Annotated in this window: 14 protein-coding genes and 1 pseudogene; 12 read left to right on the top strand and 3 right to left on the bottom strand. The window is 64.0% G+C overall.

Going from position 1 to position 24,955, the window contains the following annotated elements; genetic code table 11:
• Positions 1-60 precede the first annotated feature (60 nt).
• The 9 genes from ABX75_RS14905 (at position 61) to ABX75_RS14865 (ending at position 19,334) form a co-directional block, all read left to right on the top strand.
• Complete coding sequence (locus ABX75_RS14905) at positions 61-4,332, top strand: non-ribosomal peptide synthetase (RefSeq protein WP_047882195.1); 4,272 nt, start codon at positions 61-63, stop codon at positions 4,330-4,332.
• The gene (locus ABX75_RS14900) at positions 4,329-9,650 is read left to right on the top strand and encodes a non-ribosomal peptide synthetase (protein ID WP_047882194.1); all 5,322 of its coding nucleotides are present in this window, start codon (positions 4,329-4,331) and stop codon (positions 9,648-9,650) included. The genes ABX75_RS14905 and ABX75_RS14900 overlap by 4 nt, the downstream gene beginning before the upstream one ends.
• A complete protein-coding gene (locus tag ABX75_RS14895; RefSeq protein WP_034113724.1) occupies positions 9,647-10,696 on the top strand; it encodes a Gfo/Idh/MocA family oxidoreductase in 1,050 nt (349 codons plus the stop codon). Before ABX75_RS14900 ends, ABX75_RS14895 begins: the two co-directional genes overlap by 4 nt.
• Complete coding sequence (locus tag ABX75_RS14890; protein WP_047882193.1) at positions 10,693-12,420, top strand: ABC transporter ATP-binding protein; 1,728 nt, start codon at positions 10,693-10,695, stop codon at positions 12,418-12,420. Before ABX75_RS14895 ends, ABX75_RS14890 begins: the two co-directional genes overlap by 4 nt.
• Positions 12,417-14,111 (top strand): ABC transporter ATP-binding protein, encoded by a 1,695-nt coding sequence (locus tag ABX75_RS14885; protein WP_047882192.1) that lies wholly within the window; start codon positions 12,417-12,419, stop codon positions 14,109-14,111. The genes ABX75_RS14890 and ABX75_RS14885 overlap by 4 nt, the downstream gene beginning before the upstream one ends.
• A 142-nt stretch (positions 14,112-14,253) precedes the next feature.
• Positions 14,254-16,326: a TonB-dependent siderophore receptor gene (locus ABX75_RS14880; protein WP_099311866.1), complete on the top strand. Its 2,073-nt coding sequence runs from the start codon at positions 14,254-14,256 to the stop codon at positions 16,324-16,326.
• Positions 16,326-16,607: a hypothetical protein gene (locus ABX75_RS14875; protein ID WP_034097888.1), complete on the top strand. Its 282-nt coding sequence runs from the start codon at positions 16,326-16,328 to the stop codon at positions 16,605-16,607. The genes ABX75_RS14880 and ABX75_RS14875 overlap by 1 nt, the downstream gene beginning before the upstream one ends.
• The gene (locus tag ABX75_RS14870; protein WP_053060096.1) at positions 16,604-18,094 is read left to right on the top strand and encodes a PepSY domain-containing protein; all 1,491 of its coding nucleotides are present in this window, start codon (positions 16,604-16,606) and stop codon (positions 18,092-18,094) included. Before ABX75_RS14875 ends, ABX75_RS14870 begins: the two co-directional genes overlap by 4 nt.
• 13 nt (positions 18,095-18,107) lie before the next feature.
• Positions 18,108-19,334: a RhtX/FptX family siderophore transporter gene (locus ABX75_RS14865; protein WP_047882191.1), complete on the top strand. Its 1,227-nt coding sequence runs from the start codon at positions 18,108-18,110 to the stop codon at positions 19,332-19,334.
• Positions 19,335-19,736: 402 nt separating this feature from the next.
• Here the strand turns inward: ABX75_RS14865 and ABX75_RS14855 are convergent, their stop codons facing one another.
• Positions 19,737-20,486 carry an SDR family NAD(P)-dependent oxidoreductase gene (locus ABX75_RS14855; protein ID WP_047882189.1) on the bottom strand — a complete coding sequence of 250 codons (750 nt, stop codon included), beginning with the start codon at positions 20,484-20,486 and terminating at the stop codon, positions 19,737-19,739.
• Between the two features lie 98 nt (positions 20,487-20,584).
• Between ABX75_RS14855 and ABX75_RS14850 the strand changes: the two genes are divergently transcribed.
• Entirely contained in the window at positions 20,585-20,944 is a 360-nt protein-coding gene (locus ABX75_RS14850; protein ID WP_034097895.1) for a helix-turn-helix domain-containing protein, read from the top strand.
• 68 nt (positions 20,945-21,012) lie between these two features.
• Here ABX75_RS14850 and ABX75_RS30010 read toward each other — a convergent pair whose 3' ends face one another.
• Together ABX75_RS30010 and ABX75_RS30005 are read right to left on the bottom strand one after the other, a co-directional pair.
• Entirely contained in the window at positions 21,013-21,738 is a 726-nt protein-coding gene (locus ABX75_RS30010; RefSeq protein WP_371263993.1) for a methyl-accepting chemotaxis protein, read from the bottom strand.
• A 132-nt stretch (positions 21,739-21,870) separates the two neighbouring features.
• Positions 21,871-22,626, bottom strand: a pseudogene (locus ABX75_RS30005) (MCP four helix bundle domain-containing protein); the annotation flags it as partial.
• A 158-nt stretch (positions 22,627-22,784) separates the two neighbouring features.
• Here ABX75_RS30005 and ABX75_RS14840 point away from each other — a divergent pair.
• A complete protein-coding gene (locus tag ABX75_RS14840) occupies positions 22,785-23,993 on the top strand; it encodes a multidrug effflux MFS transporter (protein WP_047882187.1) in 1,209 nt (402 codons plus the stop codon).
• A gap of 100 nt (positions 23,994-24,093) precedes the next feature.
• Positions 24,094-24,951 carry an SDR family oxidoreductase gene (locus tag ABX75_RS14835; protein ID WP_047882186.1) on the top strand — a complete coding sequence of 286 codons (858 nt, stop codon included), beginning with the start codon at positions 24,094-24,096 and terminating at the stop codon, positions 24,949-24,951.
• Positions 24,952-24,955: the final 4 nt, after the last annotated feature.

The raw sequence follows: 24,955 nt of genomic DNA, 5'->3' as shown, positions 1-24,955 counted from the left end.
GAATGGCTTCCATCTTGGTGAGCCAGGGACTTTATCTAGACGGGTCACAGGAAGCTTTTCATGAGCGAGCTGACAACAGCAGACACCACCGCACTGCGCAGATGGCTGATCGAACACCTTGCCCAGTTGCTGGGCGCTACCGTGGAAGAAATCGACAGCCTGGGCGATGAGGAAAACCTCTTGGGCTGCGGGTTGGATTCCATACGCCTGATGTACTTGCAGGAGCGCCTGCGCAGCCATGGGTTGCGGGTCGACTTCGCCCAACTCAGCGCCGAACCCAGCCTCGCGGCCTGGCTTGACCTGCTGCATGGCCAGGCGGTGCGGCGTGTGGAGGTGACTGATGTCGCCCCGTTGAGCGCAGCCGACGACAGTTTTGAACTCAGCGCGGTGCAACAGGCGTACTGGCTGGGGCGCGGGCCCGCCGAAGTGCTGGGCAATATCAGTTGCCACGCATGGCTGGAATTCGATTGCCAGGGCATCGATGCGCAACGCCTGGAAGCGGCAGTCAAGTGCGTGCAAGCGCGTCACCCGATGTTGCGGGCCAGTTTCAACGACGGCCGCCAACGCATTCTTGGCGCAACGCAATTGCCGGTTTTCGACCATCAGGATTGGCGCCACCACACTCAAGCGGTTGCGCAAGACGCCTGGCACGCGCTGCGTGAATGGCGATCGCATGAATGCCTGGCCGTGGACGCGGGGCAGGTGTTGCTGGTCGGCCTGGTGCAGTTGCCCGAAGGCCGCGATCGTGTGTGGTTGAGTGTCGACCTGCTGGCCGTCGACGTGGAAAGCCTGCGCCTGTTGATGGCGCAACTGGGCCAGGCCTATCAGGCGCCGGCCGCGCTTGCGCCCGCGCCGGACGTGCAGTTTGCCGACTACCTGGGCCGGCGCCGCCAACGTCGCGCAGAGGCGTATGCGCGAGATCGTGAGCATTGGTGCAAACGCCTTGCGCAGTTGCCGGACGGCCCCGCACTGCCGCTGGCCTGTGCCCCGGAATCGATCCGTGCGCCACGGTTTACCCGCCAGGCTTACGTACTCAGTCACGCAGAAGCCGAACGCCTGCGACGCCAGGCGACGGCCCATGGCCTGACGTTGCCCAGCGTGTTCGCCACAGCGTTCAACGCGGTGTTGGCACGCTGGAGTGAACAGTCGAGCTTCCTGCTCAATGTGCCGTTGTTCGATCGTCACGATGATCAGCAATCCATCGACCAGGTGATTGCCGACTTCACCACCTTGCTGCTGGTGGCGTGTGAAGATACGCCGCAGTTGCCGTTTGCCGAAGGCGCCCGACGCTACCAGCGCGACTTGCACGCCACCATCGACCACGCGGCGTTTCCCGCGCTGGAAGTGCTGCGTGAGGCACGTCGCCAAGGTCATCCGCGTTCCGCGCCGGTGGTGTTTTCTTGCAACTTGAGCGATTCGGGTTTTGTCCCCGCCAGCTTTCGCGAGGTGTTTGGCGACCTGCACGACATGCTCTCGCAAACCCCGCAAGTGTGGCTCGACCACCAACTGTATCGGCTTGAGGACGGCGTGCTGCTGGCCTGGGACAGCGTTGCCGAACTGTTCCCGCAAGGCGTGCCGCAGGCGATGTTCAGCGCCTATGTCGAGCTGGTGCAGCGTCTCGCCGACAGCGACTGGAACCAGCCGCAACCGGTGTTGTTGCCGCTGGCGCAACAGGCGCGCCGCGACCAGCAGAACAGTCTGCCGGCGTTGGCGCCGGGGCGTGGCCTGCTTGAAGACTTTTTTCGCCAAAGTGCCCGGCAACCCGACGCACTCGCCCTGATCTGCGGCGCGCAACGCTGGACATATAACGATCTGGCCACCCAAGCCCTGCGTATAGCGGCGGGTTTGCTTGAGGCGGGCATGCGTCAGGGCGAGGCGGTGGAGGTCTGCCTGCCGCGTGGGCCTCGCCAGATCGCCGCGGTATTCGGCGTGCTGGCGGCCGGTGGTTGCTATGTGCCGGTGGATACCGCACAGCCGGTTGCGCGGCGCAGCCTGATCGAATCGGCTGCGGGCATCACCCGAGTGATTGCCGATCAGCCGCCGGGCAACGCGCTGCAATGGCTTGACCCGGCGGTGCTTGAGCAGTCCGCGCCATTGGCCGCGCCGAAAACGCTATCGCCGCGCGCCAGCGCGTATGTGATCTACACCTCGGGCTCTACCGGCATTCCCAAAGGTGTTGAAGTCTGCCATGGCGCCGCAATCAACACGATCGATGCGGTGCAGGCCGAACTGCAGGTCACACCGAATGATTGCCTGCTGGCCGTGTCGGCGCTGGATTTCGACTTGTCGGTGTACGACCTGTTTGGCGTGCTGGGGCAGGGCGCTCGCCTGGTGCTGCTGCAACCTGAAGAAACCCGCGATGCGGCGCGTTGGGCGCAACTGATCGCCGAACACCGCGTGAGCTTGTGGAATTCGGCCCCGGCATTGCTGGAAATGGCCCTGGGCGTCGGCGCCGATGCCTGTGATTACCGAAGCCTGCGGGCGGTGTTGCTGTCGGGCGACTGGATTGCCCTCGACCTCGCCGCACGCCTGCGGCGCCACGCCACCGCGCAGTGCCGCGTGTACGGCCTGGGCGGCGCCACCGAGGCGGGTATCTGGTCGAACCTGCAAAGCATTGATGAGGTCCCCGACCACTGGCCGTCGATTCCCTATGGCAAGCCTTTGGCCGGCCAGGCGTATCGGGTGGTGGACGCCACCGGGCGCGATGTGCCGGACCAGGTGATCGGGCAACTGTTGATCGGTGGCGCAAGCCTGGCGCGGGGGTATCGCAATGACCCGTTGCTGACCGCACAGCGCTTTCGCAGTGATGAGCACGGGCGTTGGTACCACACCGGCGACCGCGGGCGCTTCTGGGCTGATGGCACCCTTGAGTTTCTCGGGCGCATGGACCAGCAGGTCAAGCTGCGCGGGCAGCGTATCGAACTGGGGGAAATCGAAGCGGCGCTCACCGCCCACCCACGGGTTGAAAGCGCCTGTGCTGCCGTGTTGAACGGCAGCCTCGGCGCGGCCGTGGTGATCAGCCCTGAATCTGCATCGGCGCAGGCGTTGCCGGCCGTCTCGATGCTCGACGACACCTTGGCCGCAGAGCACCAGGTCACCGCGCAGCTGTTGCGCCGCCTGCTGCAAGACCCGCCGCCCAGCGCCCTGCTCGACACGTGGCGCGAGTGGCTGGCCGAGCATGTCGAGTCGCTCAGCCTGCACGACGCGTTGGCGCACTTAGGGTGGCGCGAGGCGGATCTGCACCGCATGGTCGGTGCCTTGCAGGTGCTGTTGCGCACCGAAGACGGCGCCTCGCAAGTGTTGTTCGATCCGTTGCTGGCACCGCAGGCCATGGTGTTGAACCTGCCGGCGGGCCGCCAGGTGTTGGACACCCTGAGCCAGGAGCTTCAACAACACAGCGGCACACCGCTGAAAGTCGCGGTGCTGGATGTGCGCGGCGGGCAGTTGCTGGAGCAATGGCTGGACCATGCGAGTTCGCGCGACGTGCAACTGACCTTGTTCGAGAGCAGCCCCGGCCTGCTGGCGGCCAGCGTGGGCAAGCGCCGGCGCGTGGCGAGCCAATTGCTGGTGGAGGGCGTGCTGCCCGCTGAGCACTGGTCACAGTACGACGTGGTGATCAGCTTCGCGGCCTTGCACAGTTATGCTCAGCCCGGCGATGGGCTGAATCTGGCGCAGGCACTGCTCAAGCCGCAAGGCCGCCTGTTGCTGGCCGACCTGTTGCGCGACTCGCCGTTGCGGCTGGTCAGCGCGGCGCTGCTGGATGAGCGCGCACCGGTATTGCCTGACGCTGCCGAACTGGCGCACCTGCTCGGCCAGAGCGGTTTTCGCCACCTGGAATGCCTGTGGCAAAACCCCGCGATGCTGCTGTTGAGTGCGCGTGCGGCGGATGAAACCCTGACCGCTGAAAGCCTCGACCAATGGCTGCAACAACGCTTGCCCCAGGCGATGCGGCCCGAACATCTGTGGTCCGTACCGCGCCTGACACTGAATGCCAACGGCAAGATCGACCGCGCGCGCCTGCACGCCAGCCTCAGCGACGCGTTGCAACGCAGGCAACCGGCAAACAACGAAGACGGCGAACTCAGTGCCGAGCTACAGCCCCTGGCAGCGTGCTGGGAGGCCATCCTGGGACGGCCGGTGCGCAGCGCCCAGGCGAGCTTTTTCAGCCTGGGCGGCGACAGCCTGCTGGCGACGCGGCTGCTGGCCAGCGTGCGTGAACAACTGGGTGCCAGCCTGCGCATGAGCGATTTCTACCTGCAGCCGACATTGGCAGGCATGGCCGCGTTGCTGGTGCGCAGCGGCGAAGTGGCTATCGAGGAGGGCGTGTTATGAGCCTGGATGATGTGCTGCACATCTGCCGTGAACGCCAGATCGAACTCTGGGCCACTGACGGCAAGCTGCATTTTCGCGCGCCGCAAGGCGCATTGGATTCAGCCCTGGCGGAGCGTATTCGCGCCCAGCGGCCAGCGCTGTTGGTGCATCTTGCGCCCCAACAATGGCGCGCGCAGCCGGAGCAGGCGCTGCAACCCTTCGCCTTGAGCGCGGTACAGGGCGCCTATGTACTGGGACGCAACCCGGCCTTTGACTATGGCGGCAACGCTTGCCACCTGTATGTCGAATACCCGTGGCCGGCGAACGTCGACACCGGGCACCTTGAACAGGCCTGGAACGCCGTGGTGCAACGTCACCCGATGCTGCGCGCGGTGGTCGATAACCATCAGCAACGTGTGCAAGCCCAGGTGCCATGGCAACAGCTGCCGGTGCATGACCGCCGCGACGCCACGCCCGAGGAATTCGAGGCGCACCTGAACAGCGTGCGCAAGCGCCTGGACCATGCCTGCCATGCGCTCGATCAATGGCCGATCCTGCTGCCCCAACTGAGCGTGGGACGCGAGCAGGCAATCCTGCATTGCTCGGTGGATTTCACCTTGTTCGACTACGCCAGCCTGCAACTGCTGCTGGCAGAACTCACCCAGCGCTACTTGGAACCGACGCGCCACTGGCCGGCGCTGGAAGCGACCTTTCGCGACTACCTCGAGCACGAACAGCAAGCGCGTGGCAGCACCGCCTGGCACGCCGACAAGGCGTGGTGGCTGGCGCGCCTGGACAGCCTGCCCGGGCGTCCGGACCTTCCGCTGAGCGAGCACGCGGGCTTGGGCTCCACGCGTTTCGCCCACCACCATGGCGTGTTGAGCAGCGGGCAATGGAACGCCCTGTGCGCCCTCGCCAGCGCCCAAGGCTTCAGCGCGGCGGGCGTGACGCTGGCCGCGTTTGCGGAGGTGATCGGGCGCTGGAGCCAAAGCCCGGACTTTTGCCTGAACCTCACCGTGCTCAACCGACCGAACCTGCACCCGCAGTTGAACCAGGTCGTGGGAGACTTCACCGCGCTGAGCCTGCTCGCGGTGGACGGCACCGAGGGCGCCAGTTTTGTCCAGCGTGCGCGGCGTATCGGCGCGCAGCTTTTCGATGACCTCGACCACAGCCGCTTCACCGGCGTTGAGGTACTGCGCGAACTGGCCCGTGTGCGAGGGCGTGGCGCCGACCTGATGCCGGTGGTGTTCACCAGTGGCATCGGCAGCGTCGAACGCATGCTCGGCGATGCCGGGCGTGTGTTGCAGCCGCCCAGCTACATGATCAGCCAAACCCCGCAAGTGTGGATTGACTGCCAGGTCAGCGACCAATACGGCGGTTTGCAGATCGGCTGGGATGTCCGCATCGGCGTGTTGCCCGAGGGCATGGCCGCGCAGATGTTCGCAGCCTACGTCGACTTGCTGCAACGCTTGGCCTGCGACCCGCAATTGTGGCAAGCGCGTGGCGATATCGTGCTGCCCGCGCAGCAGGCAAACCCGCCAATCCACGCCAGCGCCCCAGCGCGCAATATCGCCGACGGCTTCGCCCAACAGGCGCTGCGAACTCCGGATGCCCTCGTGATCAGCGACCGCGACGGCCGTTACCGCTATCGTCAGGTCGCCCAGCATGCCGCCGCGGTGCGCAAGGCGCTTGAAGCGCTCCGCGTGAAGCCGGGGGCGCGGGTGGCGGTGATGCTGCCCAAGAGTGCCTGGCAACTGATGGCGGTGCTGGGCATTACCCAGATGGGCGCGGCCTATGTGCCGGTGGACATCCGCCAACCGGCCTTGCGCCGCGAGGCGACCCTGCGCGACGCGGGGATTGCTGCGGTGATTGTCTTGCAAGCCCAGGCATGGCCGGACAGCCTTGAACTTCCGCGCGTCGCCATCGATACGCTTGCCGTCGACCCGCATTGGCCACCCCGTGAGCCGCTGGCGGTAGAGGCCGCGGACCTGGCCTACATCATCTACACCTCAGGCTCCACCGGCACGCCCAAAGGCGTAATGCTCAGCCATGGCGCGGTGGTCAACACCCTCGATGACATCAACCAGCGCTACGCGGTGAACGTCGATGACCGCGTGCTGGGCCTGGCAGAGTTGAGTTTCGACTTGTCGGTGTATGACTTCTTCGGCGCCACGGCGGTCGGTGCGCAGGTGGTGCTGCCCGACCCCGAGCGCGGCGCCGATCCTTCGCATTGGGCGCAATTGATGCAGGAACACGGCATCACCTTGTGGAACTCGGTGCCCGCACAAGGGCAGATGCTGGTGGATTACCTGGAGACCGAGCCCGGCGCAATCCCCGGGCCGCGCTGTGTGCTGTGGTCCGGCGACTGGATTCCCACCACGCTGCCGACCCGCTGGTGGCAACGCTGGCCCGAAAGCCAGTTGTTCAGCCTGGGCGGCGCCACCGAAGCGGCGATCTGGTCGGTGGAGCATCCCATTCGTGCCGAAGATACGGCCTTGCCAAGCATCCCCTACGGCCGGCCCCTCAAGCACCAGACCCTGGAAGTACTCGACGCGCTGGGCCGCCAGTGCCCGGTGGGCGTGCGTGGTGAGATTCATATCGGCGGACTCGGCCTGGCCCTGGGTTATGCCGAAGACCCGCAACGCAGCGCCGAGCGGTTCATCACCCATGCCAGCGGGCGTCGCCTGTACCGCACGGGTGACCAGGGGCGTTACCTGGACGCGGAAGGCTTGATCGAGTTTCTTGGGCGCCAGGATGACCAGGTGAAGATTCGCGGTCACCGCATCGAACTGGCGGAAATCGACGCGGGCTGGCTGGCCCATCCGCAGATCGCCGCGAGTACCACGGTGTTGCTCGGCGAGCGTCACGAACGTTCGCTGTGCAGCTTCGTCACCCTGCACACCAACGCGCCTGCGCCTCACCTGAACACGCAGTTGGGCGAAGTCCTGCGCCAGGCTCGCCACACCCTTGAACACGCGGATTTCGGCCCGCGCGCCGCCATCGAAGCAGCACTGGCTGCGCTGGATCGGGCGGCGGATGTGTCGTTGCTGCACTGGTTGGGCGGCAGTGGCTTGCTGATCCCGGGGCAGTCCGTGGCATTCGACTCGCTGTGCCAGGCCTTGCAACTCGACGCCGGTCAGCATCGCCTGTTGCGGCATTGGCTTACGTTGTTGACCGACAGCGGCTACCTGTGTGCAGACAATGACGGTTGGCGCTGCCAGGTCAGCACGGCTGAACTGAACCAGGACGATGCCTGGGCACAGTTCGCCCGTCTGGCGCCGAGCGGTCTTTGGCCGCTGGAATTGGTCGATTACCTGCGCACCAGCGCGACCCGCCTGGCCGAGCAATTGGACGGGCGCCTGAGCCCGGCAAGCCTGATGTTCCCGCAAGGCTCGGCACATATTGCCGAGGCGATGTACAGCCGTGGCCAGCATGCCCAAGTGCTGCATCGGGCCATGGCCGAGGCGGTTTGCGCGATCGTTGCGCGCCAGAGCCAGCGCCGCTGGCGCATCCTGGAAGTGGGGGCCGGCACCGGTGCCGCCAGTGCGCTGATCATCCCCGCGCTGGCGCCGTTGGTGGCGGACGGGGTGCAGATCGACTATGTGTTTTCCGACGTGTCGAGCTATTTCCTTAACGCTGCGCGCGAACGCTTTGCCGCGTATCCGTGGGTGCGCTTCATGCCGTTCGACATGAACAAACCCGCCTGCGAACAAGGGCTTGCCGCGGGGTCGCTGGACCTGCTGCTCAGCTCCGGCGCATTGAACAACGCCCTGGATACACCGCGCCTGCTCGCCGGGTTACGCCAATTGCTGCAAGCCGATGCCTGGCTGGTGATCCAGGAACTGACCCGCGAACACCGCGAAATCAGCATTAGCCAAAGCCTGATGATGGAGACGCCGCAGGACGTGCGCGCCGCCACCGGGCAGCTGTTCGTGCATACGGACCAGTGGCTGGCGTGGCTGAACAGCGAGGCCGGCGATCAGGCCGAATCGCTGGCGTCGGCCGACAGTGTGCTGCACCTGCTGGGCTACGACCTGTTGGTCGCACGCGTGAAAACCGACCGGCCATTACTGAGCCAGGAGACGTTGCTGGCCTTCATCGCCGAGCGCGTGCCGCGTTATATGGTGCCGGCGCAGGTGCGGATACTCGACCGCTTGCCGGTCACCGCCAATGGCAAGATTGACCGCCGCGCGCTGACCACCCAAGCCGAGCAGCGCCAGCTCGAACCGGCACGCCGTGCGCGCACGGAAGTGGCGGATGAGTTGGTGCAGCGCTTGATCGCGCATTGGGAGCGAGTACTCGATTGCAGTGGGGTGTCGGCGGATCAGGATTTCTTCGGCGCCGGTGGTGACTCGCTGCTGATCGCACAATTGATCGCCGGCTTGCGCGAGCAAGAGCCATTGGCCCGTGCGCAACCCTTCGACCGCCTGTTGCGCTGGGCTCTCAGCCAGCCGACCCCGGAAGGCCTGGCCCAGCGCTTGCGCAGTGAGTCGAGCAGCGAAGCCCCCGCAGTGGTGCCCTCCACGGACCCCCGCCGTGCGCCGCTGGGTGGGCGCGGGCGGGTGGATGCGCTGACGGAACTGGCCGCGGGTGAAGGCACAGCGCGGGTGCTGGTGCATGAAGGGCTCGGCACGCTGCTGCCGTATCGCGGGTTGATCGCCGAACTGGCCGGCAGCGGCCCGTTGCTCGGATTGGCGGTGCACGACAGCGATGATTACTTGAGCCTGCCGCCGGAGCATATCAACGCTACCCTCGGCAAACGGTATGCCCAGGCGCTGTGGGACAGCGGCCGGCGTCGCTTCGACTTGCTGGGCTACTGCTCCGGCGGGCTAGTAACGCTGGAGCTGGCCAAGGCCCTGCTGCAATTGGGCGCCGAGGTGCGTCGGGTGGACATCGTATCGAGCTACCGCATTCCGTACCTGGTGGAGGATGAAGTGCAGATGCTCTACAGCTTCGCCGGCACCCTGGGGCTGGACACCGCTGCGCTGGGGTTGCCGGCGGCCGAGCCGTTGCTCGACAAACACCTGGGTCTGGACGCCACTGCGCTCAAATCTCGCGTACTGGCGGCGGCCAAGGGCATTGCCGATGAGCAGTTGTATCGGGTGTTCGCTCATTCCGTGCGCGCCAGCCACTACAGCGACGGCGCGCCGTATGTGGGCGCCATCCGCCTGTTTGTGCCGAGCGTCGCCAACCCGTTGATCCCCGATCACCAGGCCGCTCTGCAGGCCTGGTGGCAGGCGGCGTCGTTGGCGCCGCTGACTGTGCAGACCCTTCGCGGCAATCACTTCGAGTGCTTGAACGCCGGGCTGAGTCGTTACTTGCTGGAGGAACGCCCATGACTATGCCTGTGAAAACCCTGGTGGTGGGCTCGCGCTTCGGCCAGTTCTACGCCGTTGGTGTGGCTGCGGCCGAGCACCTGGAACTGGTCGGGGTGCTGGGGCAGGGCAGCCGTCGCTCCCGCGCACTGGCTCGCTATCTCGAAGTGCCGTGTTTCGAGGCCTTGGCCCACGTACCCGCCGACACACAACTGGCCTGCGTGGCGGTGGGCGGCGCAGCAAGGGGCGAACAAGGCCCCGCCTTGGCGCAAGCGCTGATGGAGCGGGGCATTGATGTGCTGATCGAGCACCCGTTGCTGCCCCAGGAACTGCAAGACTTGCTGAGCACGGCGGCGCGCCTGCATCGGCGCTGCCTGCTCAACAGTTTCTATCCGCAGTTGCCGTGCGTGGCGCGGTTCATCGAGCTGGCGCGGCAGCTGCATCGTCAACAGGGCATTCGCCATATCGACGCCGACTGCGCGGTGCAGGTGAGTTACGCGACCCTCGATGTGCTGGCGGCGCTGTTGGAGTCGGTAGGCCCATGGTCGGTGGACTGCGTGGCACCGGCGCTGTCGGCCTGGCGGGATATCAGCCTGGTCATGGCGCAAGTGCCGGTGTCGCTGCGCGTGCTCAATGAGTTGGCCGCCAATGATGACGGGCGCATGCAGAGGCTGCAGCGCATCAGCATCGCCACTGACAGCGGCACGTTGCTATTGGCCTCGCCCCACGGGCCGTTGCTGTGGCTGCCGGCCGTGCGTGCGCCGGTGCAAGATGTCGACGGGGTGTTCGACCTGTTTGGGCCGCAGGCCGATGAGCCGCTGCCGTGCGCCGAAGTGTTGGAGGCCGCGGCGGCGGATTGGGCGCAGGTTTACCGCCGCGTCTGGCCGACAGCCGCGGCCAGTGCATTGCAACCGCTGATCACGGGGGTGGGGCTGGCGCGCCTGCAACAGCGCAGCCTGGAAGTGGTGAGGCTATGGCAGCAGGTGACGGCGGCGCTCGGGTTCCCGCTGCAGCCGTCGCTGACGTTGCCGGCGGCCGGCCTGGCCCAGGCATTGGAGCACGTCCGATGAACCACTTGAGCGAAATGCTGCGTCCTTTCCGTGCGCGCTTAGGGGCGGCGATCGCGTTGCAGGCCGTCGCCGGGATCTGCTCGCTGCTGCCGCTGATAGCCTTGGCGCAACTGGCGGACAGCTTGCGCCAGGCGCCGCCGCTGGCGTCTTCGGCACTGAACTGGGTGGTGGTGGCGGTGGTGGCGTCAGCGCTGTGGTTGTTTGGCCAGACCCTGGCCTTGCACCTGACCCATCAGGTGGACGCCGACCTGTGTGACCGTCTGCGCGTGCGCCTGGCCGAGCATCTGCAACGCTTGCCCTTGGGCTGGTTTGCTCGGCTGGGGGCCGAGGGCGTCACCCGTTACGCCGAGCAGGATGTGCGGGCCTTGCACCAACTGGTGGGCCATGCGCCGACCGACCTAGTCAACCTGCTGTTGATTCCCATGGCCACCTTGGCCTACCTGCTGTGGAGCAACAGTGCCCTGGCGCTCTGGTGCCTGCTGCCGTTGGCATTGGGCGTGCTGGGCTATTGGCGCCTGGGCTCGGCGCATTACCGCGAGGACGTGGCCCAGCGCAATAGCGCAATCCAGCGGTTGTTCAGCGACTACAGCCAGTTCGCCGGCAACCTAGGCCTGGTCCGGCAATTTCCCAGCGCGGGCATTCATCGCCGTGTGCAAGAGGCGGTGCAGCAGTTTGATCAGCGCTTCAGCCATTGGGTGAGCCGCGCCGGTCATCTTGCTGCGCTGATCCAGGTCCTTCTCAGCGCACCGTGGCTGTTAGCCTGGGTGGTACTTGGCACACTATTTATCGGCGTGAGCGAAGTGGGCGCCGTGCAGGTGTGCGGCTTTTTGCTGCTGGTGCGCGCCATGGCGGCGCCGGTATTGGCGCTGGGGCACGGCTTTGATGCGCTGAACAACGCGCGCGCAAGTGCCCGGCGCCTACAGGAGGTGTTGAGTACACCGCCGTTGATCGAACCCGACGCGCCGCAATCGCCTCGGGACGCCAGCGTGGAGATGCTCGATGTGAGCTTCTCCCAGGGTGATGTCACGGTACTGAAGGCGATCAACCTGCGCCTGGAGCCGGGCACTACCACCGCGCTGGTGGGGCCGTCCGGCGCGGGAAAAAGCACCTTGGCCGGTTTGATCGCCCGCTTTATGGACGTCGACAGCGGGCATGTGCGCGTGGGCGGGGTGGATGTTCGGCAGATCGCCAGCCGCCAATTGCAGCAGTATCTGGCTCTGGTGTTTCAGCAGGCGGGGGCATTGCGCCTGTCACTGGCGCAAAACATCGCCCTGTATCAGCCCCACGCCAGTGAAAAACAGATTCGCGCCGCGGCCAAGGCGGCCTGCCTGGATGACTGGATCATGGGGTTGCCCAAGGGCTACGCCAGCGTGGTGGACGATGATGTGCGGCTGTCCGGCGGCGAATTGCAGCGCCTGGCGATTGCGCGGGCGCTGCTTTCGCGTGCGCCGATCATGTTGCTCGACGAACCCACCTCCGCTACCGACCCGCAGACCGAGCGCGCCTTGCGTACTGCACTGCGCGACGACGCGGCCGGGCGCACGCGGCTGATCATCGCCCATCGCCTGGAAACCATCGCCCATGCCGAGCAGATCCTGGTGCTCTGCGAAGGGCGCATTGTGCAGCGCGGATGTCATGCACAGTTGTTGGCCGTGGACGGTCTGTACCGCCAGCTGTGGGACGAGCAAATGTCGATGGCCGATCAACTGGAGTTCGTGTCATGAGTGTACTTTCGCCGTTGCGTCATTTGCCCGACCAGGCCCGGCGCATACTGCGCGGCGCCCTGGGGTGGATGCTACTGGCCGCCGTGCTGGATGGCTTGGCGGGGTTGGCGCTGGTGCCGCTGATACTGGCCTGGTTCGATCAACAGAGTGTGCAGCCAAGCGTGCTGCTGTTGATGGGGCTGACGTTGCTGCAGGCCTTAGTCAGCTACGTTGCCCAGCGCCGTGGTTATCTGGCGGGAGCCGGGTTGGCGGCCGGCCTGGTCTCGCAACTGGTGCAACAGCTGCCGCGTTTGCCATTGGCGCGTCAGGGCCAGCTGGAAGATTTGGTGCGCGGGCCGGTGTTCAACAGCATGGGCATCCCGGCGCACTTGCTGGCGCCGCTGGTAACGGCGCTGGTGACGCCGACGATGGTGGTGCTGGGGCTGATCTTTATTGAACCGCGTTTGGCGCTGGCGTTGGCCCTGGCTTATCTGCCGTTGTTCGCCCTGCTGCGTTGGGCCGGGCGACGTAGCCTGGCGCTGGAGCAACTGCGCCAGCAAGTCGACCGTCGCGCCGGGCAGCTGTTGCAGACATTCGCGCAGCAACAGGCCTTGATCCGCAGCGCCGGTGATGCCAGCCAGGGCCAGTTGGCGTTGCGTCAGGCCTTGCACGAGCAACACCAGGCCACGCACCGTCTCAACCGCCGCGCGTTGCCCAGCGGGCTTGGCTTTGCGGCGGCGGTGCAGGTGGTGTTTTCGCTGATGTTGGCAGGTGGCGTGCTGGCGGTGGCGGCGGGGCAGTTATCCGGCGCGCTGTTGGTGGCGGTGTTGGTGTTGCTGATGCGCTTCATCGAACCGCTGTCGCAACTGGCTTACCTGGACCAGGCTTTGCGTATGGCGTGGCAGGCGTTGTCTCAAGTGCTCGCGGTGTTGGCCGTGCCGACGCTGCACAGCCCGCACCCCGGAGAGCAGCCTCAGGATGCAAGTTTGCAAGGGCAAGGCTTGAATATCTGCGGCGAAGGCGGCGAGCAGTTGCTCAAGGATGTGGACATCCATTGCGCGCCGGGAACGTTCACAGCGATTGTCGGACCGTCGGGCGCGGGTAAAAGTACTCTGCTGGCCTTGCTGGGGCGTGGCATGGACCCGCAGACCGGCGCAGTACGACTCGGCCAGGTGGACATTCGCCAGCTAAGCGAACACACCTTGGCCAACCACCTTACGCAAGTGTTCCAGAACAGCGGGCTGTTTGCCGGCAGCCTGCTGTGGAATGTCAGCATGGCCCGGCCGCAAGCCACGCCTGCGCAACTGCAACACGCCGCCAAGGATGCTGCATTGGATGAGGTGCTCAGCAGCCTGCCGCAGGGTTGGCACAGCGAGGTGGGGCCGGGCGGCGCATTACTCTCGGGCGGCCAGCGGCAACGGGTCGGCCTGGCGCGCGCGCTGCTGTCCCCGGCGCCGATCCTGTTGCTTGACGAACCCACCGCCAGCCTCGATGCGCGCTGCGAAGCACGGGTCAATCGCAGCCTGCAGGCGCTGCATGGCAGGCGCACCGTGGTGTTGGTGTCACACAACCCGATGTTGGTGCGCGGTGCCGATCAGATCCTGGTGCTGGAAGGCGGCAGCGTCAGTGGCTGCGGCAGTCATGAGCAGTTGCTGGCCACGCACCGCTGGTATGCGCAGTTCGTCGAGCAAAACCTGCCGGGCAGCCATTGAAAAAGTCCCTTAATCGAAAAGTCGCAGCGTTCGTTTAAACGATACTAATGCGAATTATTATCGATAAAGAGGCTGGGCAATGTCACACCGGGGAGCAACAAAGGCGGGGCGGGGTTTCCAACGTAATGGGGCGCAGCTTGGGATGGTGTTGGTGCTGGGCCTGAGCCCGTTGGCACAGGCGATTGCGACCGTGCAATTGCCTGTCATCAAGGTCGCGGGTGACGACACCTCGGGCGAGGTGACCCCACCCGGCGTCACCGCCATCGGCAAGCTACCGCTCAAACTGCGGGAAACGCCGCAGTCGGTGAGCGTCATCGACCACGAGCGCATCGAGCAGCAAAACCTGTTCAGCCTCGATGAGGTGATGCAGCAGGCCACTGGCGTGACGGTGCAGCCTTTCCAGTTGCTGACCACCGCGTACTACGTGCGTGGCTTCAAGATCAACTCTTTCGAACTGGATGGCGTGCCGGCGATGCTCGGTGAAACCGCCGGTTCGCCTCAGGACATGGCGGTGTATGAGCGCGTCGAAATCCTGCGTGGCTCCAATGGTTTGCTGCACGGCAGCGGTAACCCGGCGGCCACGGTCAACCTGGTGCGCAAGCGCCCACAAAAGGCATTCGCCGCCAGCACCACCCTCAGCGGCGGCACCTGGGACCGTTACCGTGGCGAAGTGGATGTCGGCGGGCCGCTGACCCAGACTGGCAATGTGCGTGGGCGCGTGGTGGCGGCCTACGAGGATCGCGACTACTTCTACGATGTCGGCAAGCAAGACACCCAGTTGCTCTACGGCATCACCGAATTCGACCTGACCCCAGACACCCTGCTGACCCTGGGCGCGCAATACCAGACCATCGATTCGGTGACCAACATGGCCGGCGTGCCCATGGCCAAGGACGGATCGAGCCTGAACCTGTCGCGCTCCACCTATCTGGACGTGGACTGGGACCGCTTCAAGTGGACCACGCGCCGGGTGTTCGGCTCTCTTGAGCAGCAACTGGATCACGACTGGAAAGCCAAGGTCGCCGCCGAATACCAGGATGCCGACTCAAGCCTGCGCTATGCCGGTGCTTTTGGCGCCATCGACCCGCTCACCGGCGATGGCGGTCGCTTGATGGGCGCTGCGTATAAATTCAGCAGCACTCAAAAGAGCGTGGATGCCTCGGTCAATGGGCCGTATTCGTTGTTTGGCCGCAGCCATGAGTTGCTGTTGGGCACCAACTACAGCCACGGCGAAACCGAGCAGCGCACCGCCCAGTTCACCACGCCGCTCAACGTGCCAGTGAATGTCTATCGCTGGGACCCGAGCAGTGTGCCCAAACCCGGGATCGGCGCCTATACATCGCCCGGTTCCACGACGACCACCTCCAAGGGCGTCTACGCGCTGACCCGCTACAAACTGCTCGATCCGCTGACCCTGGTCATCGGCGGCCGGGCCAGTTGGTGGGACCAGAACGCGCCGACCAGCCACTTCACCCCCGGCCGGGAAATAACCCCGTATGGCGGCTTGATCTGGGACTTTGCGCAGAACTGGTCGTGGTACGCCAGCTACGCCGAGGTCTACCAGCCGCAGACCGGGCAAACCTGGAGCGGCGACCTGCTCAAACCGGTGGAGGGCAAGACCTATGAAACCGGGATCAAGGGCGAGTTGGCGGACGGGCGTTTGAATATGTCGCTGGCGGTGTTCCGTATCGACCTGGAGAACAACCCGCAAGTCGACCCGGACCATCCGGGTGTGGGGTCGACCACCTACTACATCAGCGGCGGCAAGGTGCGCAGCCAGGGCTTCGAGCTGGAGAGCAGCGGTTATATCACCCCCGAATGGAACGTCTCCGCCGGTTATACCTACACCAGCACCGAGTACCTCAAGGACACCAACGCTTCGGGTGAGCGCTATGCCAGCTTCACGCCGCGCCACATGGCGCGGGTGTGGACCCAGTACGAGTTGCCGTGGCAGGACCGCCGCTGGAGCGTCGGTGCCGGCATGCAGGCGCAAAGTGATTACTCCACCCAATCCGGGGCTGTGACCCTGGAGCAGGGCGGCTATGCCTTACTCAATGCGCGGGTCGCCTACCGCATCGACGAGCATTGGACTGCCGCGGTCAACGGCAACAATCTGGCGGACCGCAAGTACTACCAGAGCCTGTCCAACGTCAATTGGAACAACCGCTATGGCGAACCGCGCAGCCTCAATCTGACCCTGCGAGGTACGTTCTGATGGCCGCGCCGGCCCTTGGTTCCTGGCCGCTGCGCATTTGTCTGGCGCTGGCGGGCAGTGTGCTCAGCAGCCTGCAACTGGCCGTCCTGCTGGCGCGGCATTATCCGTGGGGCGGTGGGCTGGAGCGGCTGTATGCCGGCGTGTTCCTGGGCTTGGGGTTTCTGGTGACGGTACTGCTGTGGTCGTTGCTGGCGCCGGATCGCAAACGCGTGGTGTGTCGCTCCAGCGTCTGGCTGCTGCTGTTTACGCCCTGGCTGCTTTGGGATGGAGCCTGGCGATGAACCTGATGGGCGCACCGAGGGCATTGGTCCAGCGTGTACATGCCGGGGCAGGCGGGGTGTTTGGAGTACTGCTGTTCGTGATCCTGCTGACGGGGGCGTGGAGCATGGCCCATGAAGACTTGCGCGCCTGGTTTCGCGGCCCGGCGGCGTTGGCTCACGGACCGGCGCTACCGGTCGCGCAATGGCCGGCTATCGCTCGCGAGCGCGGCCTGGCGCTCGGTGAATTGCGCATTCGTTTGCCGGACAGCCGCCACTCGGTGGTCGAGTTGTGTGCATCGCCCAAGGACTGCACGGTCGCCTTGGACCCCGTCAGCGGCCGTGAGCTGGCGTCAGGCAACGCGGCTGATATCCTGTTCAACCTGCACAAAAGTCTGTTCATCGGTTTTCCCGGCCGGATTTTGATCAGCTTTTTGGGCGTGGTGTTGTTGCTGGTGATCTGGGCAGGCAGTGCATTACACAGTGGGCGCCTGCAAGACCTCAAGCGCCTGCGGCGCGACCGTGGGGCACGGGTGTTCGCCCATGACTTGCACAGCCTGATCGGCCGTTGGTGCGGGCCCTGGTTGCTGCTGTTTGGTATCACTGGCGCGTTGTCCGGTCTAGGGGCGCTCGGCACCTTGGGGCTAGCCGCGCAGGCGTTCCCGGGCGCGCCGCAGCAAGCGTTCATGCAGTTGCTGGGGGCACCGCCGCAGGTCGACCGAACAACGGCTTCAGCGCCGGCGGTCGATCTGGATCAGTTGCTGCACCAGGACGCCGTCGCCCATCCGGGGTTCTCTGCTCAGAACGTCGCCTTGCACCACTGGGGTGAGCCGGATGCCTGGGTGGAAGTGAGCGGTATCCAACAAGGCCTGCCCAGTACGGCCGTCTTTGAACGGCATGCCTATCGCGCCGCTGACGGCCTCGCCGTCGGCTCCAGCAGCGCCAGCGGACGCGGTCTGTGGTTGCAGGCGTTTATTGCGGTGCAGCCGCTGCACTTTGCCGACTACCGCTGGGTGCCTGTTGGCGGGTCACTGCTGCGCGCCGTGCATTTCGGCATGGCGTTGGCGGCGGCGGGGTTGGTGCTCAGCGGCTTGTACCTGTGGCTGGAGCGTCGGCGCCTCAAGGCCGGCGGCGGTTGGCAGGTGCTACTGCGCCTGGTGGTCGGCGGCGGTGGCGGGTTGCTGGCGGCCACGGCGGTATTGCTCTGCGCGGGGGCGCTGGGCAGTGCCAACCTGGCGTGGTGGTTCTGGGGCGGTTGGCTTGCCAGCCTGCTGCTGGCCTGCCTGATGCCCCCCAGGCATCAACCGCTGCACCTGCTGCTGGCCATGACGGGCCTGGGCTTCCTGGCGGCGGCGCTGCTGCACCTAGCCGGCAGCCTGAAACAAGGCAGCGTGCCGCTGTGGCCCATCGATATTGTGTTGCTGCTGTGCGCGGCCAGTGCCCTGTGGGCATTGCGGCGCCTGATTTCTTTTACGCGCGCGGCACGGGCTGCCGCCGCCAATGTTGCCTGAGGGGAGACTTGTAATGCTGGATCTGTTGAAACATTGGCGCATGGTGCTGACCTTTGCACTGTTGTACCTGTCCCAAGGCATTTGCTTCGGCATCGCCATGGACGCCTTGCCGACCCTGCTGCGTCATGACGGCGCGGCGCTCCACGCCTTGGCGTTCCTGCCGTTGGTGGGGATACCGTGGGTGGTCAAGTTCCTCTGGGCGCCCCAGGTGGATAACCATTGGAGCCCACGCCTGGGGCGGCGCCGCAGTTGGATCATTCCCATGCAGATACTGGTGCTGCTGTGCATTGCCTGCCTGGCAAGCATCGGCCTGCGCGTCGAGACGGCAGGCATCGCCGTGGGCCTGCTGATTGTTGCCTCGCTGGCCAGCGCCACCCAGGACATCGCCACCGACGGCATGGCGGCCGAGTACTTTAGCGGCAACATGCTCGCGCGGATTAACGCCATTCAAGTGGGCGGCACCATGGTCGGCTTCTTCGTTGGCGGCGCCGGCACCTTGCTGCTTAGCGGCTACCTGGGGCAAACCAGCGCGTTCAGTCTGCTGGCTTTGGTGCCGTTGTTGAGCCTGGTGTGCGTCGGCTGGCTGCACGTGGCACCGGCCAAGGAAAAACAGCCAGATGTGGCGCATGCCTCATTATGGCGGTTCATCAGGCGGCCAAAGGCGCTGGCGCTGTTGGTGCTGGCCTTGTTGTCGGCCATGACGTCAGTGTCGGGTTTTGGCTTGTCAAAGCTGTTCCTGAATGACGCCGGTTGGTCCTTGCAGGCTATCGGCCAACTGGGCATGAGCGGCGGCGTGGTCACCATCGTCCTCGGCTGCAGCGGTGGTGCGTGGTTGATCCGGGTGTTGGGGCTGTGGCCGACGTTCATCCTGGCGGTAGGCATGGCCGGCGCTGCCGCGTTGACCTGGCTACTGCAAGCCAACGGCATGCTTGCCACGCAAACCGGACTGATCTGGTTGGCCGTGGGCCTGGGCTCGTTCGCGACCGGCGCCACCTCGGTGGTGATCATGACCGCCTCCATGGCCTTCGCTGCGCAAAGCGACCAGGCCGGTACGGACATGACCGCCGTGCAAAGCACGCGTGATCTGGGGGAAATGCTGTCTTCGACCTTACTGGTGGGGTTGACTGCGCAGGCGGGGTATAGCGGTGGGTTTCTGGCGGGGATGGTGATGGCGATCCTGGCGTCGTTGGTGGCGTTGAATGTGTCACGTCAACGTGTGGGGGAAAGAGCCGCGGGCTGATTGATAGGTTGGGCGATCGTCAAAGGCGCTCAACGGATCAATCAGTGCGAGCGCTCGTGATCTTCCGACATCAAGCGTGCGGCGCGGAGCCGCAGTGAGTGCACGCCTGCAGCCCGTCGATCGAGCTGTTAGCGCCCAACGTGCCCATGAGTTTATTGATATCCGTGGTGTAGAACTTCAGAAGTTCTCCACGACGGATGCCTGTCTCCAAGAGCAATCCAATCATTAGCCAATTGCGCAGTTGCAAACGTTCCGGGAACGGATTCTCTGCAGCGCTGGTGAGCCTCATGAACATTTATGACATGTCATATGATTTAACATAATATACATTATGCGTAACGTAATGTTACATAATCAGAGGCGATGCCCGTCACATTTCAACGGGCAAAACCCCTTGCTGTGTCAAACCTGAGCAAACCCGCCATCCACGAACATCTCGCTGCCGGTCATAAAACTGCTTTCGTCCGACGCCAGGAACAATGCGGCCGCTGCCACCTCTTCGGCTTGACCAATTCGGCCCAGAGGAACCTGCCCAGTCATGTCGTCAATGATCGCGTCTTTCTGACCGGTTCCGCTCAATGCCAGGTCCAGTCCGGGTGTCGAGATCGGTCCAGGAGAAATAACGTTGACGCGAATGCCTGTGCCTTTAAGGTCCAGCGCCCAACTTCTGGCGAAATTGCGCAGTGCCGCCTTGGTTGCGCTGTAAACGCTGAACGCTGGTGTTCCCATGGTGCCAGTCGTAGAACCGGTGAGCATGATCGAGCCGCCGGCGCTCATCAGTGGCAGCGCGTTTTGCACAGTGAACAGTGTGCCTTTGACGTTGATGCCAAACGTGCGGTCGAACGATGCTTCGGTAATTGAGCCGATAGGCTCGAAATCACCTAGGCCCGCATTGGCGAATAACACATCAATCCGACCCTTAGTCGCCTTGATCTGCGCGAAGATGCGTTCCAGATCATCCAGTTTGGCAATATCACCCTGAATGGCGATGCCGTGCGGGCCGATCAGGTCGAGCGCCTTGTCGAGTTCTTCTTGCCTGCGGCCGACGATGACGACCTGCGCGCCTTCCTGCGCAAAGCGAATCGCGCTCGCCAAGCCTATGCCGCTGTTGCCACCGGTGATGACTGCAATCTTGCCGTTGAGCCTGCTCATGTTGCACTCCAAGGTATGTGGAGGCACAACTGTAGATCCGGACTATTCTTTTGAATAGTATGCACCTTTTGGTAAGTACCCTATGGAGTGCCCGAATCATGGCTAATACGTCATTCAACTGCGGCCTTGAAGCTGCGCTCGCCGTGATCGGCGGCAAATGGAAACCGCTGGTTCTCTACAATCTGGCGAAGGATGTCCATCGCTACGGCGAATTGCGCCGCGCCATCGGTGGCGTGACCGATAAAGTGTTGATTCAGCAACTCAAGGAATTGGAGCGCGACGAGATCATCGTGCGAATCGATTTTCAGGAGATCCCGCCGAAGGTGGAGTACTCGCTGACACCGTTTGGCGAATCCTTGGCCATTGCATTGGGCACCTTATGTACCTGGGGCACCGAACATATGCAGACGGTGGAACGTATCAGCCAGCGCCGTGCGGCCGCCCTCGCCCAGTCTTGAGCCCCCTCTTCTGGCATCCAACTCAACTAAATAGTCATTTAGTTGAGTTAAATCAATAGCTTACGAAATCAAAGCTGAAACCGATCTACCGACTGGGACAGCTTGCCGGCCAGGTTCGACAGCTCGTCCGTGGTCGACGCTGTCTGGCCTATCACACGACTGTTGTTCTCCGACATCCCGGCAATCATCTCCACCTGATGGGAGATTTCATTGCTGGCCAGGCTCTGTTCACTGATGGTGCGCGAAATGTCGTGCACCAGTTCCGTGGTGTTGAGGGTTGCCTGCAGGATCTCGCGAATAGCGCGTTCCACATCGGCGGTAACCGCCATGCCTTTGTCCACTTGAGCGACGCCCTCCTCCATGCTGGTTACCGCTTCCCGGGTGCTTTGCTGGATGCGCCCAACCATGCTGGCGATTTCCTGGGTCGACGCACTGGTACGCCCCGCAAGGCTGCGCACTTCATCGGCCACCACCGCAAAGCCGCGCCCCTGCTCCCCGGCCCGCGCCGCTTCGATGGCTGCGTTGAGGGCCAGCAGGTTGGTTTGGTCAGCGATGCCTTTGATCACTTGGATGATGCTGTAGATCGCCTCGGATTCCTTGTCCAAGGTGCGGATCACCTGGGCCGATTGCTGGGAGGAACGGGCGATACCGTCCATGTCGCTGACCACCTGGTGTATGACTCGCCCACCGTCCTTGGCCAGGGCTTCGGCCTGGTTGGCCATTTCCAGTGCGTGCCCGGCGTGGCGGGTGATTTCTTCGATACTGGCAGTCATTTCACTGGCGGCAGCGGCCATGGTGCTGGCGGCTGAACTTTGCTGCTGGCTGCTGTTGGCGACTTCATGACAGCCATGACTCAGTTGTTCGGTAACGCCGGTGATGCCGTGTGCGTTGCTGCGCACTACGTCGATCATGCCGCGCAAATCACGCTGCATGGTCGCCAGGCTGCGGATCAATGAGCTGGCTTCGTCCTTGCGATGCGGCTCGACAATGGTTTCGCTCAAGTTGCCCCGGGCGATGCTGGCGGCAATCCGGCTAGCGGACTGCAGTGGGCCCATGATGCTCAGCATCACCCAACGGCCTTGCGCCAGGAGCAACAACAGACTGGCAATCAGCACCGCACCTAGGGTGAAATTGGCGCTGCGAATTGTCTGTTGGGTGCTGGCGCCGGTTTGCTGGGTATTGCTTTCGATCAGCTCGCTCAGCGTTGCCAGTTGATCTTCCAGTTGGGTGAACGCTTTATTGAACGTTTCTAATTCGCCGCGAGCGGCTTCCGGGTTGTCCAGAGCCAGCACGACGATACGTTCGGCTGCGCTGATATAGGTATCGAGCGCGGGCTTGATGCTTTCCAACTTGGTCCTGAGCGTCTCGTCCAACGGCAGCTTGAGGTTCTCTGCCAGCATCTGGCGAAAATGCTCCGCGTGCTCCTTGAGCGAACTGCTGACCTCGTCCTTGCTACTGGTGCTCTTACCCAGCCCGACCAACATGGCAGACAACACATCGGCGCGCAGAGCGTCGTGCATCATGTCGGCTTCCATATGGTTGCGCAGCACCGTCATGCTGACCTCGTTTTCGCGCACGGCGTCGCTCATCCGAGCGTTTCCCAGGTAACTGACCAAGCTCATCAGCATGGCGGTCAACAATCCAGTCGCAATCAGCAGCATCAAGCGTAATTTGATCGTCATGCGGGTATCCCTGTGCCTGGAACGCCGGTTGAAAAGCCAACCGCCTGAGCGTCGTTAGTACCGTTATCGGCATCTTGTCCCTGTTATTGAAGCCTAAGTTTGCGGATCTGCGCGGATCCCTTAAGCTGAGCGGCCTTTGCTTGGCCCGGAATTGCTCCATGTCTCGACGTATTGCCCATCTCGCCCTGCTGCTGGGGTTGATCACCGCCATCGGCCCCTTCGCCATCGACAGTTACCTCCCTGCCCTCCCTACCCTGGGCGCGAGCCTGCACGCATCACCGGCGGCGGTGCAGATGAGCCTGACGGTGTTCTTTATTGTGATCGGCGTGTGCCAGCTGTTTTACGGGCCGATCAGCGATGTATTCGGGCGCAAGCCACCGATTTATGCCGGGTTGATGATTTTCGCGGTGGGCAGCATCGGTTGCGCATTGGCGCCGACCATTGAAGTGCTGATTGCCTTTCGCGCAATGCAGGCGTTCGGGGCCTGCGCCGGCATGGTGGTGCCCCGCGCCATTGTGCGCGACCTGTACACCGGCCATGAAGCCGCGCGGCTGATGTCCCTGCTGATGCTGGTGATGAGTGTTTCGCCGATTCTCGCGCCGTTGGCCGGCAGCCTGGTAATTTCCCTGTGGAGCTGGCGCGAAGTGTTTGCCGTGCTGGCGGTGGTGGCTGTGCTGTGCCTGGTGATGACTGTCGTGCAATTGCCCGAGACTCACCCGGCGGAGCGCCGTCTGGGCAAAACCCTGGGCAGCGCCTTCAGCAGCTACGGCGGTTTGCTGCGTGACCCCGTATTCATGGGATTGTCGTTGGTGTGCGGCTTCGGGCTGGCCACGTTTTTCGTGTTTATCGGCAGCGCGCCGTTCGTGTACATCGAGCACTTCGGCCTGACGCCGACCCAATTCAGCCTGGCATTCGCCCTCAACGCCGCGTCGTTTTTCGCCATGAGCCAACTGACTGCGCGCCTCAGCGCACGCTTTGGTCTGGCGCCGCTGATTCGCGGTTCGGTGATCGGTGTGGCGGTGGTGATGAGCCTGCTGGCAATCACCACGCTGTGGTCCGGCAACCTGGCCTTGATGATGTCGCTGCTGTTTATCGGCTTTGGTTTTCTCGGCCTGCTATTGCCGGCGGCCGGCGTGCTGTCCATGGAGGACCACGGTGCCGTAGCGGGCTCGGCCTCGGCGTTGCTCGGCGCGATTCAAATGATCACCGGCGCGGTGTGCATGAGCCTGGTCGGTGTGTTCGCCGACCACACGCCAGCGCCGATGCTGGTGGGGATCGCACTGTGCGCCGTCGCGGCACTCTTCACGGTGCTGTGGACCTTACGCCGCTTGCCAGCGCATTTGGCGAGCGCCCCGCCCTCCTCCTGACAGTCACCATTCGTCGGGCTTGGCCGGCATCCATTACAACTATCGGCGGGCCGGAAAACACTAACTTCATAGCTGTTTCACACACCTATGGAGACCGACAATGACTGATTACCCACGCCCGCCGTTCGCCCCACAAGCCCAAAGCGTTCCGGGTACCCAGAAGAAAATGGATCCGTACCCGGACTGTGGCGAACAGAGCTACAAGGGCTCCGGCCGCCTGGCCAACAAAATCGCCCTGATTACCGGCGCCGACAGCGGCATCGGCCGCGCAGTCGCCATCGCGTTTGCCCGTGAAGGCGCCGATGTGGCCATCGCCTATCTGGATGAGCACGACGACGCTCAGGAGACCGCGCGTTGGGTCGAAGAAGCCGGCCGTCAGTGCCTGCTGCTGCCCGGCGATATTGCGCAAAAAGCCACCTGCCAGGCGCTGGTGGACAAGACCGTTGAACAGTTCGGCCGTATCGACGTGCTGGTCAATAACGCCGCGTTCCAGATGAGCCATGAAACCCTCGAAGAAATCGAGGATGAAGAATGGGTCAAGACCTTCGATATCAACATCACCGCCATGTTTCGCATCTGCAAGGCGGCTTTGCCGCACATGAAGGCCGGCAGCTCGATCATCAACACCACATCGGTCAATTCCGACATGCCCAAGCCGACATTACTGCCCTACGCCGCCACCAAGGGCGCCATTGCCAACTTCACCGGGGGCCTGGCACAGATGCTCGGCAGCAAGGGGATTCGTGTCAACAGCGTCGCCCCAGGCCCGATCTGGACGCCGCTGATCGTGGCCACCATGACCGACGAGGATATGCAGAATTTCGGCAGCGAAACCCCGCTGGGCCGCCCCGGACAGCCGGTGGAAGTGGCGCCGATCTATGTATTGCTGGCCTCGGACGAAGCCAGCTACATCTCCGGCTCGCGTTACGCCGTCACCGGTGGCAAGCCGATCCTCTGACCGT

The sequence above is a fragment of the Pseudomonas sp. ARP3 genome, from assembly GCF_001029595.1.
Taxonomy (GTDB): domain Bacteria; phylum Pseudomonadota; class Gammaproteobacteria; order Pseudomonadales; family Pseudomonadaceae; genus Aquipseudomonas; species Aquipseudomonas rhodesiae.
The sequence above is the reverse complement of the archived record's forward strand: the minus strand, read 5'-3'. Positions and strand labels throughout refer to the sequence as shown.